The 16,942-nt window shown below is 63.6% G+C and carries 13 protein-coding genes; 2 read left to right on the top strand and 11 right to left on the bottom strand.

Going from position 1 to position 16,942, the window contains the following annotated elements; all coding sequences use genetic code 11:
* Positions 1-37: 37 nt before the first annotated feature.
* Genes peaD through peaA form a run of 4 tightly spaced genes read right to left on the bottom strand, consistent with a single transcriptional unit; the run spans position 38 to position 4,561 of the window.
* Complete coding sequence (gene peaD / locus J3A71_RS14715; protein WP_096426131.1) at positions 38-1,159, bottom strand: quinohemoprotein amine dehydrogenase subunit beta; 1,122 nt, start codon at positions 1,157-1,159, stop codon at positions 38-40.
* A 32-nt stretch (positions 1,160-1,191) separates the two neighbouring features.
* A complete protein-coding gene (qhpC, locus tag J3A71_RS14710; RefSeq protein WP_016487327.1) occupies positions 1,192-1,515 on the bottom strand; it encodes a quinohemoprotein amine dehydrogenase subunit gamma in 324 nt (107 codons plus the stop codon).
* 1 nt (position 1,516) lies between these two features.
* Positions 1,517-2,947, bottom strand: coding sequence for a quinohemoprotein amine dehydrogenase maturation protein (peaB, locus tag J3A71_RS14705; protein WP_016487328.1), 1,431 nt, complete (start codon positions 2,945-2,947; stop codon positions 1,517-1,519).
* A 48-nt stretch (positions 2,948-2,995) separates the two neighbouring features.
* Positions 2,996-4,561, bottom strand: coding sequence for a quinohemoprotein amine dehydrogenase subunit alpha (peaA, locus tag J3A71_RS14700; RefSeq protein WP_096426132.1), 1,566 nt, complete (start codon positions 4,559-4,561; stop codon positions 2,996-2,998).
* Positions 4,562-5,055: 494 nt separating this feature from the next.
* On the opposite strand from peaA, the gene J3A71_RS14695 reads away from it, so the two are divergent.
* Both J3A71_RS14695 and J3A71_RS14690 read left to right on the top strand, forming a co-directional pair.
* Positions 5,056-6,549: an aldehyde dehydrogenase family protein gene (locus J3A71_RS14695; protein ID WP_095115277.1), complete on the top strand. Its 1,494-nt coding sequence runs from the start codon at positions 5,056-5,058 to the stop codon at positions 6,547-6,549.
* Between the two features lie 137 nt (positions 6,550-6,686).
* Positions 6,687-8,000 (top strand): hypothetical protein, encoded by a 1,314-nt coding sequence (locus J3A71_RS14690; protein ID WP_060517932.1) that lies wholly within the window; start codon positions 6,687-6,689, stop codon positions 7,998-8,000.
* 37 nt (positions 8,001-8,037) lie between these two features.
* On the opposite strand, the gene J3A71_RS14685 is transcribed toward J3A71_RS14690, so the two are convergent.
* The 7 genes from J3A71_RS14685 to J3A71_RS14655 all read right to left on the bottom strand — a co-directional run bounded on the left by J3A71_RS14685 (position 8,038) and on the right by J3A71_RS14655 (position 16,934).
* Positions 8,038-9,330 (bottom strand): tryptophan 7-halogenase, encoded by a 1,293-nt coding sequence (locus J3A71_RS14685; protein ID WP_096426133.1) that lies wholly within the window; start codon positions 9,328-9,330, stop codon positions 8,038-8,040.
* Complete coding sequence (locus tag J3A71_RS14680; protein WP_096426134.1) at positions 9,323-10,000, bottom strand: peptidase S8 and S53 subtilisin kexin sedolisin; 678 nt, start codon at positions 9,998-10,000, stop codon at positions 9,323-9,325. Before J3A71_RS14680 ends, J3A71_RS14685 begins: the two co-directional genes overlap by 8 nt.
* Positions 9,990-11,723: an ABC transporter ATP-binding protein gene (locus J3A71_RS14675; RefSeq protein ID WP_095115273.1), complete on the bottom strand. Its 1,734-nt coding sequence runs from the start codon at positions 11,721-11,723 to the stop codon at positions 9,990-9,992. Before J3A71_RS14675 ends, J3A71_RS14680 begins: the two co-directional genes overlap by 11 nt.
* 2 nt (positions 11,724-11,725) lie before the next feature.
* Positions 11,726-13,636 (bottom strand): sigma-54-dependent Fis family transcriptional regulator, encoded by a 1,911-nt coding sequence (locus J3A71_RS14670; protein ID WP_209952981.1) that lies wholly within the window; start codon positions 13,634-13,636, stop codon positions 11,726-11,728.
* A gap of 249 nt (positions 13,637-13,885) precedes the next feature.
* On the bottom strand, positions 13,886-14,125 hold the full coding sequence (locus J3A71_RS14665; protein WP_024717550.1) for a hypothetical protein: 240 nt from the start codon (positions 14,123-14,125) through the stop codon (positions 13,886-13,888).
* A gap of 444 nt (positions 14,126-14,569) precedes the next feature.
* The gene (locus J3A71_RS14660) at positions 14,570-15,949 is read right to left on the bottom strand and encodes a hypothetical protein (protein ID WP_095115269.1); all 1,380 of its coding nucleotides are present in this window, start codon (positions 15,947-15,949) and stop codon (positions 14,570-14,572) included.
* Positions 15,950-16,082: 133 nt separating this feature from the next.
* A complete protein-coding gene (locus J3A71_RS14655) occupies positions 16,083-16,934 on the bottom strand; it encodes a CsgG/HfaB family protein (RefSeq protein WP_016487338.1) in 852 nt (283 codons plus the stop codon).
* Between the last annotated feature and the right edge of the window lie 8 nt (positions 16,935-16,942).

Raw genomic sequence — 16,942 nt, 5'->3', positions numbered from 1 at the left:
CTTGTGCTGCGAAGCGGCCAGTAAATCCACCCTGGCTCTAGCGGATGAACACCTGTGGCGTAGTGGTGGACATGTCGCCACCCGGCAATTTGATGTTCTTCACCTTTTCCAGCGTATCCGGGTTGAACACCGCCAGGTCATTGAAGGTGCCGCCCAGGTACAGCTTCTCGCCCTTCTTGTCGAAGGTGACGCAGTAGTAAGTGTGCTCAAGGTTAGCCGCCTTGATCAGCTTGCGCTGCTTGATGTCGTACTTGGCCAGGCGGTTGAGCACGCCGTAGATCTGGTTCGGGTCCTTGGGCGAACGCAGGCCGGTGAAGTACAGCTCGGTCAGGTCGGCAAATTCCTGGGTGTGGGTCTTGCCGGTCTTCAGGTCGACACTCAGGTAGCCATACAGCGGCTCGGCCGTGGCCGGGTCCTGCTTGTCATCCTTGAACCTGGCAATGGTGTACAGCATGGTGAACTCGTGACGCGGGCTCTGGTGCGGCCAGAAGTACAGCACGTCCGGGGCGCTGTAGCCTTTGCGGTTCCAGTTGCGCAGCGGCAAGGCCACCGTGTACTTGCCGGTTTTCACATCCATCTTGTAGATGTCCGGCCCTGCGACAAACAGGCTGCCATCATCGGCGGCACGCATCAGGTACACCTGGCGCGGCATCGGGAAGGTGCGCACCGGCTTGGCCTGCAGGCCATCGTCGGTGCTGAACACCTCCAGCCGTGGCGGCTTGACCACGTAATGGTCGTTCAGCATCTGGGTCGGGTTGACCGTGGCGTACACCTCCTTGCCATCAGGGCTGATGGCAAACGAGTACATCGACCGGCCCACTTCTCCCGCCACGCTGGACAGGTTGGCCCGGAAGGTATTCTTGCAGGTGTCCAGGTCGATGCCGTAGATGTCGCCGTAATGGTTGTTGAGCACGTAGGCGGTTCGGTTGTCCGGCGCCATCATCGCGGTGCCAGGGCCGAACTTGTCGGGCATCTGGCAGCTTTTGTACACCGTGTCACTGGCCACATCGACCACATGCAGGTTGTTCGGGTAGTTGGTCACGATCATGTATTCGTGGCCAGCCTTCAGCGCAGGCCCGGTGTCGTCAGCCTGAGCCAGCCCGGCGCAGGCCGTGGCGGCGAGGGTGAGCGCGAATTGCGCGCAGCGTCCAGCTTTCATGCGGTTTCCCCTTGTCATTCTTGTTGGGCCGGTCACTTGTCTTTCGGGAACACAGTGCCGAGGTTGCGCCAGTCTTCCGCCGAGTTGGTCGCCTGGGCGTTCCAGTCCTGGTAGGTGCTCATCATGTCCGGCACCTGGGCCGGCCACCAGCAAGGGTCGGAGCAACCATACAGGTCGGCCTCCATCGGCTGGCACAGCGAGCTCACGCCACCAAAGGCATCCACTTCCCAACCCGGGTCGGTGGTGGCCGTGCAGCCGGCCACCGCACTCATGGCCATGACTTCTTCGATGCGGTCTTCGGCAGCGGCCTGTTCAAGGATGCGCGCCTTGTTGTTCAGGGGCTTCAAGTGCTTCATGTCAGTGCGCCTTCCGCGGGGTGATGTAGCGGTCGATGAAGGCCGGGTTGGCGGCCATGATGCGGCTGTAGACTTCGATGCCGAAGTCGACCCAGTCGCGCATCAGTTCGCAGTAGTGGTAAGTCGGGTGCTGCGGGTCGCCGTAGCGGGCGTAGCTTTCGTGGTAGCAGCCGCCAGAGCACAGATTGCGGATGCGGCAGCTTTCGCAGCCGGTGTTGCTGCGGTCCAGACGCTGCGACAGGAAGTCGTTCAGCTCCACTTGCTTGACGCCCTGGTGCACGTTGCCGAAGGTCGGCAGGCTGGAACCGGTGAAGCGGTGGCACAGGTTCAGCTCGCCTTCATGGTCCACTGCCAGCATTTTCAGCCCGGCACCGCATGGCAGGGCCTTCTTGTGGCCCTCGTGGATGTCGGTGATCAGCTGGTGCAGGTTGGAAAAACCGATATTGCGGTGTTCCAGCGCGGCGTCCAGGTAGCGGCGCCCCAGCGCCTTCATGTTGGCGAAGACCTCAACCAGTTCTTCGCCGGTAAGGTTGAAGTCCGCCATGTCGCCGGAAGTGACCGGGGCAAAGCCGACTTCGGCAAAGCCCATTTCGTTGAACAGATGGTTCCAGATCGTCTCGATATCGGTGATGCCGCGGGTCAAGGTCACCCGCGCCCCCACCGGCCGACTGTTGTAACGCGACAGCAGCATGTCGGCCTTGCGCCGCACGACGTCATAGGTGCCCTGCCCGCCCACCGTGATGCGGTTGCGGTCGTGCACGGTCTTGGGGCCGTCGATGCTGATCGACAGGCCGAACCGATGGGCATTGAGCCAATCGACGATCTCTTCGGTCAGCAACGTGGCATTGGTGGTCATGATGAATTCCACCTGCTTGCCCGCCTCGGCGAAACGCCGCTCGCAGTAGCCCACCATGTGTTCGATCAGTGGCCGGTTGGACAAGGGCTCGCCACCGAAGAACACCACGCTGTAGCGCTCCTCGTCAGGCGATTCCTTGAGCAGCATTTCCACCGAAGCTTCGGCGGTGGCGGTGCTCATCTTCTTGCCGGCAGATGGCTTGTCCAGGTCTTCCTTGTAGCAATAAGTGCAGCTGAGGTTGCAGCCAGTGTTGACGTTGAGCACCACGGTATTCAGCGCGGTGCGCTCGACCCGCTTGACGCCGATTTCCGCGGTCAGCGGCGAGCCGTCGCTGACCAGCTCCAGGGCGATCAGCTCGCGCAGGGTGTCCTGGATATCGTTGCCGGCAAACTGCTGGCCCAGGCGCTGCATCAGCTCCTCGGCCGAACAGCCTTGCTGGCGCAAGGTGTCGATGATGCCCCCGGTCACCGCGTCGGCGGTGAACAGCGAACTGCTGGGGATGTGGAACAGCATGCGGTCGGCATCTACCTGCACTTCATGCAGGTTGCGTTCGACCAGGTTCAGTAGTGCGCCCATGGCGACCTCCCGGTAATCGATCCGTTGGAAAACCGTTGCACCCTGCCGTTACGGCAGCGGTGGGTTGTTCCAGCGCTGAACGGTGACGATCATGTGCCCTTCGCCCGTCTGGCCACCGTCGGCCAGCGTGGCGATGACCTTCAGGTTGCCCGCGTTGTTGGTCATCATCTTGCGTTCAGGGTTAGGGCCAGCGCCGCCTGGCACGAACACGCCATCGGCCTGCATCTGCCCGGCGAACTTGACGTCTTCGTCCTCGACCGCACGTTCATTGAATGGCTCGACCTTCCACGTGGCCGGCAGATAGCCGATGCGCAGCGGCTGGCCACTGGCGTCCTTGCCCCAGGCTTCGGCCTCGAAGCGGCCCTGCACCTTGGGCACCGAAGCGCCGTTTTCACCGATGCGGGCAATGGAGAACGCCGGCACGACTTTCACTTCCTCGACCTTGTCGTACACCGCCAGGCTCACGCCCTTGAGCGCCCCCACCGCAACCTCGCGCTGGCCAGGCTTGGCGCCGGCTGCAGCGCGGGCTTTGACCCGTACCAGGGTCGGGGTCTGCTCCAGTACTTCGGTCACTTCCACCCCGGCACCCAGGTCAGGCTTGCCCTCCAGGCCGCTGCCCACCAGGGTGATCTCGCTTTCGCCACCCGCCTTGATGAAGGCCGGTTGCACCGCCAGCAGCCGCGTCTTGCCTTCCTTGGCAGCCGTGAAGTCCAGGCCACGCTCGTCGTGTTCGGCCTCGAACATGCGGCCTTTCATTTCGCCATCCAGCGCCGCGAATACCTGCCGCAGGTGGGTGTCGCCAACCTTGACGTTGCCGCGCCATTCATAGCCGTTGTACAGGATCGCCGAGCCGCTACCGTTGAAAGGTGTACCGTCGGCATAGGCGCCTTTGACCTCGACCTTGAAGGTGTCGCCCTCCCCGGCCGAAACGCTCATCACACCGCGCACATCGCCCTTGGCCAGCATATGGCCGCTGAACGCCCACTGCCCCGGCAGCACGTCGGCCTTCGGTTTTGCCTGCTGCCATTCAGCCCAGGCCGGGTTGTCCAGCGGGTAGCGCTTGGCAAGTTCCGGCACCACCTGTTGCAGGGCAATCGGCAGCCAGTCGCGGTCCCGCGCCTGGGCCTGGTATTCGAGGGACGGCCACTGGCCAAGGTGGAAGTTGACCAGGTGCTCCCACTCCTTGGCCGGGCGGCGCTGCAAGGCGACGCGAGCCCCAGAGTGGCAACGGCCACAGGTTTCGCTGAGCTGGGTGTCGAAATGCTCGACCGTGTTCAGCCGGCGCTCCATGGCGTAGCGCACGCCATCGGTTTCGCTGGGCGCCAGGCCCTGCTTGTCGGCCAGGTACTTGACCAGCGTGCGACGGTCGTCGTCGCTGATCTGCAGGCCGTGCATCACCTGCATGCGGGCGATGCTCATCAGCCAGCCTTCTGGCGTTTTACGCTGGTGGCTGATACGGCTGTAGGTATCGTTGCCTTCGGGGATATGGCACCCCATGCACTTGTTCTGCAACAGGCTCGGGCCCTGCTCGGCCGCCATGGCCTGGGTGCTCAGCAGCGCGGCGGCGACCAGCGCCAGTTTGCCCGCATGCCGCCGGAGTCGAGTCGTCTTCAAGGTCAGACCTCCACGGTTGTTGTTCTTATCGTTTTTCGCACGCTTTGGTACAGCAGGTGTGCATGTGACAGAGGTGATACAGGAACTGTGCCAGTTGCAGTAAACGCGTGGCCTTTCAACCCCTTAGGCAGTTTGCTGGGGTTGGCCAGCAGCAAGGATGGCCAATTGCAGCGTGCCATTTCGCGACAGAGTGTTTCATCCTGAGACAGGGGCCTGCCATGCAGGCCTTCGCGGGCATGCCCGCTCCCACAGGTTAACCATTGCCTTGAAGACCTGCGCTGTACCTGCAGGCGCTGGCTTGCCGGCGATTGGCCCTTGAAACCACTGTTTCACCACGGTCTCACACCGTCTCAATGTGCAACAACGCACGCCTGCAATCCGAGCCTTGCATCACGGCAAAACCCAGTCAACTCAATGCCTTGCTGGCATCTGCCCACCTTGGCACGCCCATTGCGCCAGTGCCCTTCACACCCAATGACAAGAGGCACAGCCCCATGCTTTGTGAACTGCCCATCCTGCCCGCCACCCGCGCCTTTCTCGAACGCAAACTGAAGATGCGCATTGGCGCCGACTGGCAGGATGCCGCCAGCGGTCGCACCCTGTCGTTCCGCAACCCGGCCACCGGCGAAGTGCTGGGTGAAGTGCCCGCCGCCGACGCCGAGGATGTCGACCGCGCCGTGCGCGCGGCACGCCAGGCCTTCGACGATTCGCCGTGGAGCCGCCTGCGCCCACGCGAGCGTCAGAACCTGCTGTGGCGCCTGGCCGACCTGATGGAGCGCGACGCTCGCCAGCTGGCCGAACTGGAATGCCTGAACAACGGCAAGAGCGCCGCGGTAGCGCAGGTGATGGACGTGCAACTGGCCATCGACTTTCTGCGCTACATGGCCGGCTGGGCTACCAAGATCGAGGGTAGCACCGTCGAAGCCTCCATGCCGCTGATGCCTAACGACCAGTTCCACGGCTTCGTGCGCCGTGAGGCGGTCGGCGTGGTCGGTGCCATCGTCGCCTGGAACTTCCCGCTGCTGCTGGCCTGCTGGAAGCTTGGTCCGGCCCTGGCCACCGGCTGTACCCTCGTGCTAAAGCCCGCAGACGAAACCCCACTGAGTGTGCTGAAGCTGGCGGAACTGGTAGATGAAGCCGGCTACCCGGCAGGCGTATTCAACGTGGTCACCGGCACCGGCCTGAATGCCGGCGCAGCCCTCAGCCGCCATCCCGGCGTAGACAAGCTGACCTTCACCGGCTCTACCGAGGTCGGCAAGCTGATCGGCAAGGCGGCCATGGACAACATGACCCGCGTCACCCTGGAGCTGGGCGGCAAGTCGCCGACCATCGTGATGCCGGACGCCAACCTGCAGGAAGCCGCTGCCGGCGCTGCCACGGCGATCTTCTTCAACCAGGGCCAGGTGTGCTGCGCGGGTTCGCGGCTGTACGTGCACCGCAAGCACTTTGACAACGTGGTGGCCGACATCGCCGGCATCGCCAACGGCATGAAGCTGGGCAACGGGCTGGACCCGGCCGTGCAGATGGGGCCGTTGATTTCGGCCAAGCAGCAGGACCGCGTCACCGGCTATATCGAACTTGGTCGCGAGCTGGGTGCGACCATTGCCTGTGGCGGCGAAGGCTTTGGGCCGGGCTACTTCGTCAAACCAACAGTGATCGTCGATGTCGACCAGCGCCACCGCCTGGTGCAGGAAGAAATCTTCGGGCCTGTGCTGGTAGCGATGCCATTCGACGATATCGACCAAGTGATCAGCATGGCCAACGACAACCCCTACGGCCTGGGTGCGAGCATCTGGTCCAACGACCTGGCTGCTGTGCACCGCATGATCCCGCGTATCAAGTCGGGGTCAGTGTGGGTCAACTGCCACAGCGCGCTGGACCCGGCGCTGCCGTTTGGTGGCTACAAGATGTCTGGCGTGGGTCGTGAGATGGGCGCAGCGGCCATCGAGCACTACACCGAGCTGAAGTCGGTGTTGATCAAGCTCTGATCTTCTGCCTGGGGTGGCCTCTTCGCAGCACAAGGCTGCGCCTACAAGCGCACCCGGTCCCTGTAGGCGCAGCCTTGTGCTGCGAAGAGGCCACCCCAGGCAACCCAAAACAACAACAAAAAACCATGGAGCACCCCATGAGGCACTCACTCGCCTGCACGTTGGCCCTGCTGCTCGCCGCACCCGCCAGCCAGGCCCACGCGCTGTACAACCAGAACGGCACCACCCTCAACGCCGACCTCGAAGCCCTGTTCGGCGCCTTCCACAGCGACGAAAGCTTCAATCAGGCCGGCAACCGCCAACCAGGCAGCACCGCCTGGCAAGAGGGTTACGTCAAGTACGGCCTCAGCGCCAGCCAGGCTTTGGCCGATAGCGGCACCCTCTACGGCGCCTTCAACCTGCTAAGTTCCGCCACCTGGGGCGATGGCGACGCCGCCGGCCTGACCTTGGGCGATGAGCGCCGCACCGCCATCGAAGACCTGTACCTGGGCTGGCGCTCGGCCAACCTGTTCCCGGCCCTGGGCGAAGACGGGGTAGACATCTCCGGTGGCCGCCAGGTGGTGACATTGGGTGACGGCTTCCTGATCCAGGGCGACCCGGTGAACCTGGGCAAGGCCGACCTGGGCGCCAACTTCGACCGCGGTGGTGCCTACTACCTGGCCGCACGCAAAGCCTTCGACCGCACCGCCGTGCTGCGCCTGGGCGGCAAACAGGGTTGGCGCGGCGACCTGATGTGGCTGAAGTCCGATAACCATTACCAGGCCGACACCTCCCTTGCGATAGCCAACCTGGAACACGTCACCGATGCCGGCACGGTGGGTTTGAGCTGGATCCGCGGCCTGGACGTGGACCAGCGTTACGCGCAGATCATGGGCCTGCAACACCGCGACGGCATGGACACCGCCAGCCTGCGCGGGCGGGGCAACCTGGGCGTGAAAGACCTGGAGCTGGCGGGCGAATACGTCACCCAGGACAAGACCGGCGGGCGCGAGAATGCCTGGTACCTGGAGGGCAACTGGACCTTCTCCGAGCTACCATGGACCCCCACCGCCACCTACCGCTACAGCCGCTTCTCGGAAGGATTCGACCCACTGTTCTACGGCCTGAGCCGGGGCTATGGCACCTGGTTCCAGGGTGAGGTGGCAGCCAACTATGCCGGGCCGTTCAACAAGAACAGCCAGGTGCACCACGTGGCGCTGAAAGGCAAGCCACGGGACAACCTGACCGTCGGCGCGCTGTACTTCGACTTCGATACGCTGGACACCGACCAGGGCAACCTCGGCGGGCGGGAGCTGGACCTGTATGTCGAATGGATGGTCAACGACCATCTGCTGATCAGCCCGCTGGTGGGGTTCTACAAGCCTGAGCGCAGTGCGGCCAATGGCGGTACGCAGCTGGGTGGGACGGACACCGGGACCTATATGCAACTGGTGGTCGGGACCTTCTTCTGATTCAAGATTCTGGGGCTGCTTTGCAGCCCCGGCAATCTCAAGCCAAGCCCTGCTCCATCAGCCACCGCCGCACCATCCTCTGCTGTTCACCCGCAAGCCCCGACAACACTGCCTCAACAGGCCGGCCACTACGTATTTCCCGCAGTACAGGCGCCAACTCCACGCCCTGCAAATGCCACACCCCCAACGGCTGATCCGGCGTTACCACCACCTCGGCCGCCTCCACCAGACCGTCCCGCAGCACCGGCCGCCGCTCAACCCGTACGGCCTGCCGGTCAGCCGCCTGATGCAGTGGCTGCGCATCCGGCCAGCTTTGGCGCCTGGCCCAGAACGAGTGCCCCGCCCGCTCCTGCTCCTGCCCGTAGAAATCCCGCCCGATACGGGCAAAGCGCAAGAACAGCTGCTCGACCCGCTGCTGGTGAAACTGGCACGCCAACTCGGCCCGTTCAGGCCTGCGCAGCAACGTATTGATTACCACCGGTGCTTGTAACGCCGAAGACAGCGACTGGAAGATCCCATTGCCCGACAGCGGGTCAACCGCCATCGCCGCATCACCCACCCGTATCCAGTCCTGCCCGACACATTCGCCCGCCAAAATCGCCGTACTGCTGCGCGCATGCACCTGTACTGGCACCCGCGCCCTCTCATCGAACAGCTCGGCCACCAGCGTGCTGCTGGCACGCCGCGCCGCGCAGTAATCTGCCAATCCGAGCTTGCCCGGCAGCCCACCGGCGTCCAGGGTGGCTTGCCAGTAGCAGCGGCCATCTTCCAGGCGGGCCATCCAGGCCCAGCCATCCTCCAGGCTTTCCACTGCCGAGGCAGGCGCCCCAGGGCTACCCTGCCAGACGTTGAGCAGGCTGACCGTTTCCGGCCCGCGCAGGCGGTCCGCAGCCAGCGGTGCCTGACGCCCTCGAGCCTCGACGAGAAAATCAGCGATCAGGACTTGCCCATCATCCAGACGGACTTGATGATTGCCCTCATGCGTGACCTCGCGCACCCGCCCCTCAACCACGCTTACACCTGCACGCTGAAGGTCGTCGCGCAGCGCCCGGTCAAACCGTTGCCGATCCAGCAAAAATTCCTGGTTCATTTGCAGGTGCTGGCCGTTCCAGTGCACCTGCCGGGTGGCCGGCATGGCTGCCTGGCTCAAGGCGCCGCCCAGGCCTGCGTGGCGCAAGCCCTCCAATACCCGCACAGAAACACCTTCGACCGCGGCGAACCGGCGCCACTGCGACACCACAGTGACCGCATAGCCCAGGCGCCGCAAGCCGATGGCCGTGGCGGCCCCCGCAGGGCCGGCGCCCAGTACCACAATGCGCGATTCAGTCATGGCTGGCACCTCGTCGCTCCGGACCGGTGAATGCGGCATTGCTGCGCAACCAGTCGTGCACCCGCTGACGGTTCATACCCGGCTCCTCATGCATCAGCGCCGCGATCCTGCCGCTCAAGGCTGCACAGCCCAAACTCGCGCCTGCCCTGCTACCAGCCCCGACGTAACCGCCAAAGTCCGCCTGCCGGGTGCCAAGCCAGGACCACTGGCCGGGCGCGCAACGGGCATCACCGGTAACCCGGAGCACCCCGGGGTAGCTGGCCGGGTACACCGGCCCACCCTGTGCCGGGCTGGATGCACACAACAGCACACCCGCAGCCAAGGCCTCAGCGCAAGCCTGGTGCAGTACAGGCCGGTCCTGCTGCAAGCCGAGGCTGAGGTTGACCAGCGTTGCCCCCGACTCCACCAGCCACAGCAGTGCGGCCGCCACCTGCAAGGCACTGGTGCTGGCCTGATCGCTGAACACCTGCGCCACCAGCAACGGCACGGGGCCAGCTTCGCGTCGCAGGCCTGCAAGTACTGCACTGCCATGCCCTAGCAGGTCGGGCAGCCTCTCGCCTTCACGCAGCTGGCCGTCTTCCAGCCAGAAACGCCGGGAGCCAAGCAAACCGCTGGCCTGCTCCGGCGAGCAGCCACTGTCGATGATGCCAACGCGCACGTCAGTGGCCATGTTTGACCGCCTCCTGCGCCAGCGCCTGTAGCTGGCCATCATGCAGTTGCAAGTGCAGGTCGGCATCGGCCAGTGTCGACGCACGGTGGCTGATCAGGATCCGGGTGCGGCCGGCGAACAATTGGTCAATGGCCGCGATCACCTCGCGCTCGGTGGCTTCGTCCACCGCCGAGGTGGCCTCGTCCAGCACCAGAATCGCCGGGGCCTGCAGCACTGCGCGGGCAATGGCAATGCGTTGCTTTTGCCCACCAGACAACTGCTGGCCACGCTCGCCCAACAGGCCGTCCAGGCCCAACGGCAGGCTTTCGACCAGGCTATCCAGTCGCGCCAGGCGCACTACGCGCTCCAGTTCTGCACGGCTGGCTTCGGGCACACCGTAGGCCAGGTTTTGCGCCAGGGTGCCACGGAACAGCACGATGTCCTGGCTGACCACCGCGATGCGTCGACGCAGCGCAGCCAGGTCCAGGTCGCGCAAGTCGATGCCATCCAGCAGGATACGCCCGGCGTCCGGGTCATAAAAACGTTGCAGCAGGTCGATCAGGGTCGACTTACCCACCCCCGAAGCCCCCCTGATGGCCACCTTGAGCCCGCCCGGCACGCACACCTGCACATTGCTCAGCACGGCGCCCTGGCGCCCTTCATGGGCAAAGCTCAGCGCCTCCAGGCGCAATTCGCCAGGCCCGTCGGGCATGGGCTGCGGGTGGGCGGCCGGGCGCACGGCCACGGCCTCGCGCTTGAGCTCCATCACCCGCCCCAGGCTCACCGCCATGCGCTGCACCGCCACGTACAGGCCAAGCAGGCTCTGCACCGGGCCGACTGCCATGCCCATGTAGGTGGAAAATGCGATCAGCGCGCCCAATTGCCAGGTCCCCTGAATCACCCACCAGCCGCCAACCAGAAACGCGCAAGCGCGGCACCAGGAGGTAAGCGTGCCGGGGATGGCCTGGGTGAAGAACTCGGTCACCTGCACTTTCAGCAGCTGACGCATGTAGCCCTGGCCAAGTGCGTCCAGGCGCCCTGCCTCGCGGCTTTGCTGGCCGGCCGCCTGGATGAACTTCATCGCCGGCAAGGTCTCGACCAAAAACGACGACACATCCGCCGAACGCTCGCGCAGGCTGCGCACCTCGCGCTCAACCTTGCGCCGCATCCAGCGCAGCCACAGCACCTCGATCGGCACCAGCAGCGCCAGCAACAGCGACAGCTGCCATGACAGCATCAGCATCAACGCCACCGCGCCCACCAGGCCAATGACGGCGGATACAGCCGAGAACAGCGAATCCACGGCAAAGCGCTGGATCTCTGCCACATCGCCATCCAGCCGCGAAAGAATGTCGCCCATGCGCCGCCGCCCATAGAACGTCGGCGACAACTGCTGCAGGTGCCGGTACAGGTCATCACGCAGGGCAAACAGGATGCGCCCCGACAGCCGCGTGTGCAGGTAGCGGTTGACCCCGGCCAGCACCGTGCCCAACAGGCCCGCGCCGATCATGATCGCCGCCATGTGCCAGAGGGTCTGGTAATCCTTGGCCAGCAGCCCCTCGTCAATCAGCGTCTTGACCAGCCAGGGCTGTGCCAGCGCCAGCAGCGAGGCGCCCAGCGACAAGCCGAGCAACAGGCCGATGGCACGTTGATGCGGGCGCACGAAACCATACAGCCAGGCCAGCGCCTGGCGCATGAGTGCAGGGTCACTGGAGTCCACCAGCCTTGCGAACAAGGGGCCCATGGTCAGCCGCGCAACTGTTTGAGCTTGCGGTACAGCGTCGCCCGGCTGATCCCCAGTGCCTCGGCCGCGGCAGAAACGTTCCCCTGGTGGCGCGCCAAGGCGCCGCGAATCAATTCCAGTTCGTTGTCCTTCAGGCTGCCGGAGGGCGCCGTGCCGCTGGCCAGTTCGTCCAGCAGGCAATCGGTGAGGTGGTCCAGGGTCAGCACCTGCTCGCCGTCCTCGCGCATGGCCAGCGCCGTGCGCACTACCATTTCCAGCTGGCGAATGTTACCCGGCCAGTCGAAGCCTTCGAGCAACGCGGCCAGTGCCGGGTCCAGGGTTACGCCACGGGCATCGGCCTTGTCCAGCAGGCCCTGGATGATCTGCGCCAGGTCATCGCGCTCGCGCAGCGCCGGCAAGCGCAGTGATACGCCGTTGACCCGGTAGTACAGGTCTTCGCGGAAGTGCTGCTCCTGTACCAGGCGTTTGAGGTCGCGGTGGGTGGCGCAGATCAGCGCCACATCAATGTCCTGCTCGTCGCCGGCCCCCAGCGGCGCCACCCGGCGTTCCTGCAATACCCGCAGCAGGCGCGCCTGCAAGGCCAGCGGCATGTCGCCGATTTCGTCAAGGAACAGCGTGCCACCATGAGCCTGCATCAACCGCCCGACCATGCCGCCCCGCCGGGAGCCTGTGAAGGCGCCCTCGCGGTAGCCGAACAGCTCGGACTCGATCAACCCTTCGGGGATGGCGGCGCAATTCACGGCCACAAACGGTTTGTCAGCGCGCGGGCTGGCCTGGTGCAGGGCCCGGGCGACCACTTCCTTGCCGGTACCGGTCTCGCCCAGCAGCAACACCGGCAGGCCATTGCCCAGCCCCTGGCGAGCCATGCGCAGGTTGCGCGCCAACCGTGGGTCACCACCGGCCAGGGCGTCGAGTGCCGGCGACTGCTTGCCCAGCGTCGGCTTGCTGGCCGGCGTGCTGCCATTGACCCGGCCATGGCGCGGCAACTGCAGGGCACGGAAGTAGAACTCGCCCTTGGCCGTTTGCACACTGCTCACCCCGCCCTGCCACAGGCGCGCAATAAACGCGGGTGAGCGTTCGCCGAGCAGGTCCGTACTGCGCCGGCCAATCAGCTCGGGGCGCGGCACCTGCAACAACTGGCAGGCACTGTCGTTGGCAGCCAGCACCTCGCCATCAAGGCTCAGTGCCAGCAGGCCATGCCAGGCACTGTTGAGGTATTGCGGGCGGCTGTGGAAGGCCAGCACCAGTTGCTCTGGGTAGCACAAACCGAACAGGCGGCTCTCGATATTGCCGGCGGCCAGCATCAGTGTCGACAGGCTGTCCTGCGGTTGCGCCATTACCCCTTCGCGCGTGATGTCGAGCACGCCGATCACCTCACCACGCGGGTCACGCAGGGGGACCGAGGTGCAGGAAAACGGGCTGAGGCGGTCAAGGTAGTGTTCGCCGCAGTTGATCAGCGTCGGGCGGCCTTCTACAACGGCCGTGCCGATGGCATTGGTGCCGCGCAGCGACTCGCTCCAGCTACTGCCCGGGTGCAGGTCGCGCAGGCCCTCGCGTTGCAGCACATGCTTCTGCCCTTCGATGGCCAGCACATTGGCCTGGGCGTCGCCGAGGATGACGATACCGGCCTTGCCCTGACGCGCGACCAGGTAATCCAGTTCCGGGGTAACGGCGTCGACCAGCAAGCGGTTGCGCTCCAGCAGCATACGCAGGTCGTGGCCCTGCGCCAGGCCCAGGCCGACCTGTTCACCCTGCAGGCAATCCAGGCCATGGCCCAGGCTGCGGCGCCACGACGCGTCGATCTCGTCGCGCAGCATGCCCAGCGGCAGCTCGCCTTCGCTGGCCAGCTTCAGCCGGGCCTGGCGGGATTCATGCAGCGGGTCGTGGGCGTTTGTTATTAGTTGTCGCGCCATTTTCTTCTCCGGCTGTGCCCTGCAAGGTGGCGGGGTACGGGCTTGGGAATTTTCCGCAGTGTGCGGGAGAAAAAGCTGGGCGTCATCTGGTTGATGGGTTGAGGGGGGGTGCCCTTGTGTCGCAATCGGGCTGCAAAGCAGCCCCGGAATGTCTGCCATCATGCACATATCGCCGGGGCTGCTCTGCAGCCCGTTCGCGACACGAGGCCGCTCAGAGACCGCGTGATCTTAAGAGCGGCGCTTTACCGCTTAAAGTGGGCTTGCCCTCAACCCCTTCACGGTCAACTGTTGCCCCTCTACCCCATCCAGCAGCGCCTCCACCACCGCCTTGGCCGAATCCAGCCCATGGTCGTTGCTCAACAGCAGATCACGACAGGTCCCCTTGGCCAATTCCAACGCCTTGAGGTTTGTCGCAAACGCCCCTTTCAGCAACGTGGACAGGTGCACTAGCGCATCTTCGTAGTCCACCCCAGAACGCACGGCAAACAACGGCGGATGGCTGCATTCGCAAGTCGAGAAGCTGGAAGACGCCGTGGTGGCGCGGGCGGGGGGATCAGGTAAGCCTTTTGTCATTGTGTCGCTCCTTGATTCACTGGAGCCGCCACAAATCGCTACCAAACGAAAGGGTGACGGCTGTACGCAGGTTGGTAGACCGGGAATCAAGGAAACCGGCGCGCACGAAGGCGCCCTACGCACAGCCGCCATAAAACGAAACAGCCGGGCACAAAAAAGCGCCAACTGTATCGCAGAGCGGGCGCTTGTGCGCCTTGATTGATCGCGGGCTACCAAACCCGGCTGCTGGATTGACAGCAGCGGGCAAAGACTACCGGGGTCAGGGAAGGGTTTCAAGCTTAGGGCATGTGTAGTAACACTTCTGTTGGCCGCACCGGCTGCTTCGCGGTCTTTCCCACGGTGCGACCAACATAAAGGCTGTTATCGCGCTTGCGCCTGCGTGACTTTCAGGTTGTCTATGACCATTCTCGGGTTCTCGCCATCTTCAACCATATAAAGGTGCAGGATTTCAGGGCCGTCGACCGTAAGTTCATCCGATCCATAATGCATACCTTCACGGTCATTCAGCAGCCTGTGGTTGTCGGTAAACGAGAGATCTCTTGTGCATACATCACTGCAGCCCCAGTCGTAACTGACGCGGCGACGCCCGTTACCAGGCAGTAAAATCTCGGTTGAACCTTCAAACTTGAGATGTTTTGCGCTTATCGAGCTTCCACCGCCCCCGTGCGAGTCATCGCTGACTTCCCCCGTGCCATGCAATATGAATGTCGATCCGTCAACTTTGAATTCTTTTCGCTCACCGATCTGCTCGGATTCAAAATCAACGTCAGAGGTGACGATGGGTCTTCCCACCGCCTGGTCTTCCTCATCGTAGGTAAACTGCATGACCTGGTCCTTTGCCGTAGGGAGCTTGATTCGGATGACAGGAACCGCCTGGCCATAAGCTGCGTGATAACGGACCTGGTCAAATTGCGCCAGCAATCCCGCTTGCGTTTGCCCCTCCACATAGAAAAATGCATACAAAGGCAAGTCTGCGCCCACGCCAACTTTCCATACGGGGAGCAAAATCTCGTTGTAGCCCATCCATGCGTCTGCGCTCAACCCCGCCCTGACTTTTATCGGCATCTCGAACCACTGCGCCTTCATGTTAGCGGGGGCTTCGCGCAGGTCCCATCCGCAGACTCTGGACTTCACAATGTCATCGTCGCTGTACGTTGCCAGCCACGCATCGGCATCCGTTACACCGACTTTCTGGCACGCATCGGTGGTGGCTTCAAACCCGTCTTGCGGTCCGCACCCGTTCGCCGTATCGCGGTTGTCCGTTCCGCCATCTATTGGGAACGTGCACAACACCTCAAGATCGCGAATCTTGTTGTGCGGGATGGCCTGCAGTGGCGGAAACAAAAAACCATTGAAGCGTTCCGCCGCCCTGCCAAAGTTGGTATCGCGGCGCGCCCAGGAAAACGCGATGGCGCCTTTGTCCAGGTGCTTCTGGCTCGGGTCCCAAGGTAGAAAGTCTGGGCTGAAGCCCGTGGCACGCATTTCGATACCGCTGCACAGGTAACTCGGTTTATCAGGGCCGCCGCAGTCTTCGGTAACGGAGTCATACCAAACCTTGAGTTGCGCGATTACCTGCTCCCCGCGCTTGTTCAGCGCGGTCAACTGCTGAGACTTGGCTGTTTCACTTATCAATAACTGGGTCTGTGCGACTGGGCGGGGAGCCTGCACAAAGGGCGTGTGCGCCCCGCAACCGACCAAACTACCAATGATTAAAAACAGCAGCCACATTCGAGTCAGCATCACCAAGCACCTTTTCCAAACAGTCTCAGCCTGGACATTCAGATAGGTCACAGGCGTTGGTGCTATTTGCTCACAGGAAAAAAGTGATGCCTACTGGCAGTTCTATCAGGTGCCGCAGGGGCTGTCAGGCCAGTCAAGGCTGCTGATTCTGGCTCAGAAACTTGTCCACCGTAGCGTTGCCCTGCCCCGCATCCCCCGCCACCTGCCACAGCCGCCGTTCAATCCCTTGCGCCAGCAAGTGCCCCACCGCCGATTCAATCGCCGACAGCACGCACAGCTGTGCCGGTTCGTTGGTGGTATAGCCCACCTCAGCTTCCAGCAGCTTCTTGAACTCGATGAACTTGAACACCCCGGCGCTGCGGCCGACCGAATAGATGGTCTTGCTGGTCATCACGTTGGCCAGCACCTGCCCGGTGCGCACATCCACCGCGCGCAGGTTCACGGTCACCTGGTCCACCCGGTACTCGCGGGAAATGTCTATCCCCAGGTAGCGGGCGCCTTCGCCGCCGCTGCGCACGTTGGTGTCGTAGGCGATGATGCCGCCCTCCAGCATCAGGTTGGCGGCCTGCAGCGGTGGCAGTTCGCCCATGATGTTTTCCGCTACATCCGGCTTTTTCTGCGAAGCACGGATGATCTTGCGCTCGGTCAGCAGGTTCTGCAGCCCTTCACGCTCCAGCACCACGAACCAGCCACTGGCACTCAAGGCATCCATCAGCATGCTGGCTGCACCCTGGGTGACACTGGTGGAGAACGAACTGGCCGGGGTGGGTTTGTACTGCCCGGTCTGGTCACGGAAGCCATACACCACTGCCATCAGCCGGCCTTTGGGCCGTGGCATGTTGATCAGGTCGTAGTAAGTCGAGGCGCGTGGGGTCAGGGTCGGGGTTTCCGAGTCCTGTTCGGCCGACATGGGTTCGCGCAGGCTGCAACCACTTTGCAGGCCCAGGGCGGTGAGGATCAGCAGCGTGCTCAGCAGACGTTTCATGGTGTTCT

The organism is Pseudomonas sp. PvP089 (genome assembly GCF_017875165.1).
Lineage (GTDB): Bacteria > Pseudomonadota > Gammaproteobacteria > Pseudomonadales > Pseudomonadaceae > Aquipseudomonas > Aquipseudomonas fortuita.
This window is presented reverse-complemented; position numbering and strand designations above follow the sequence as displayed.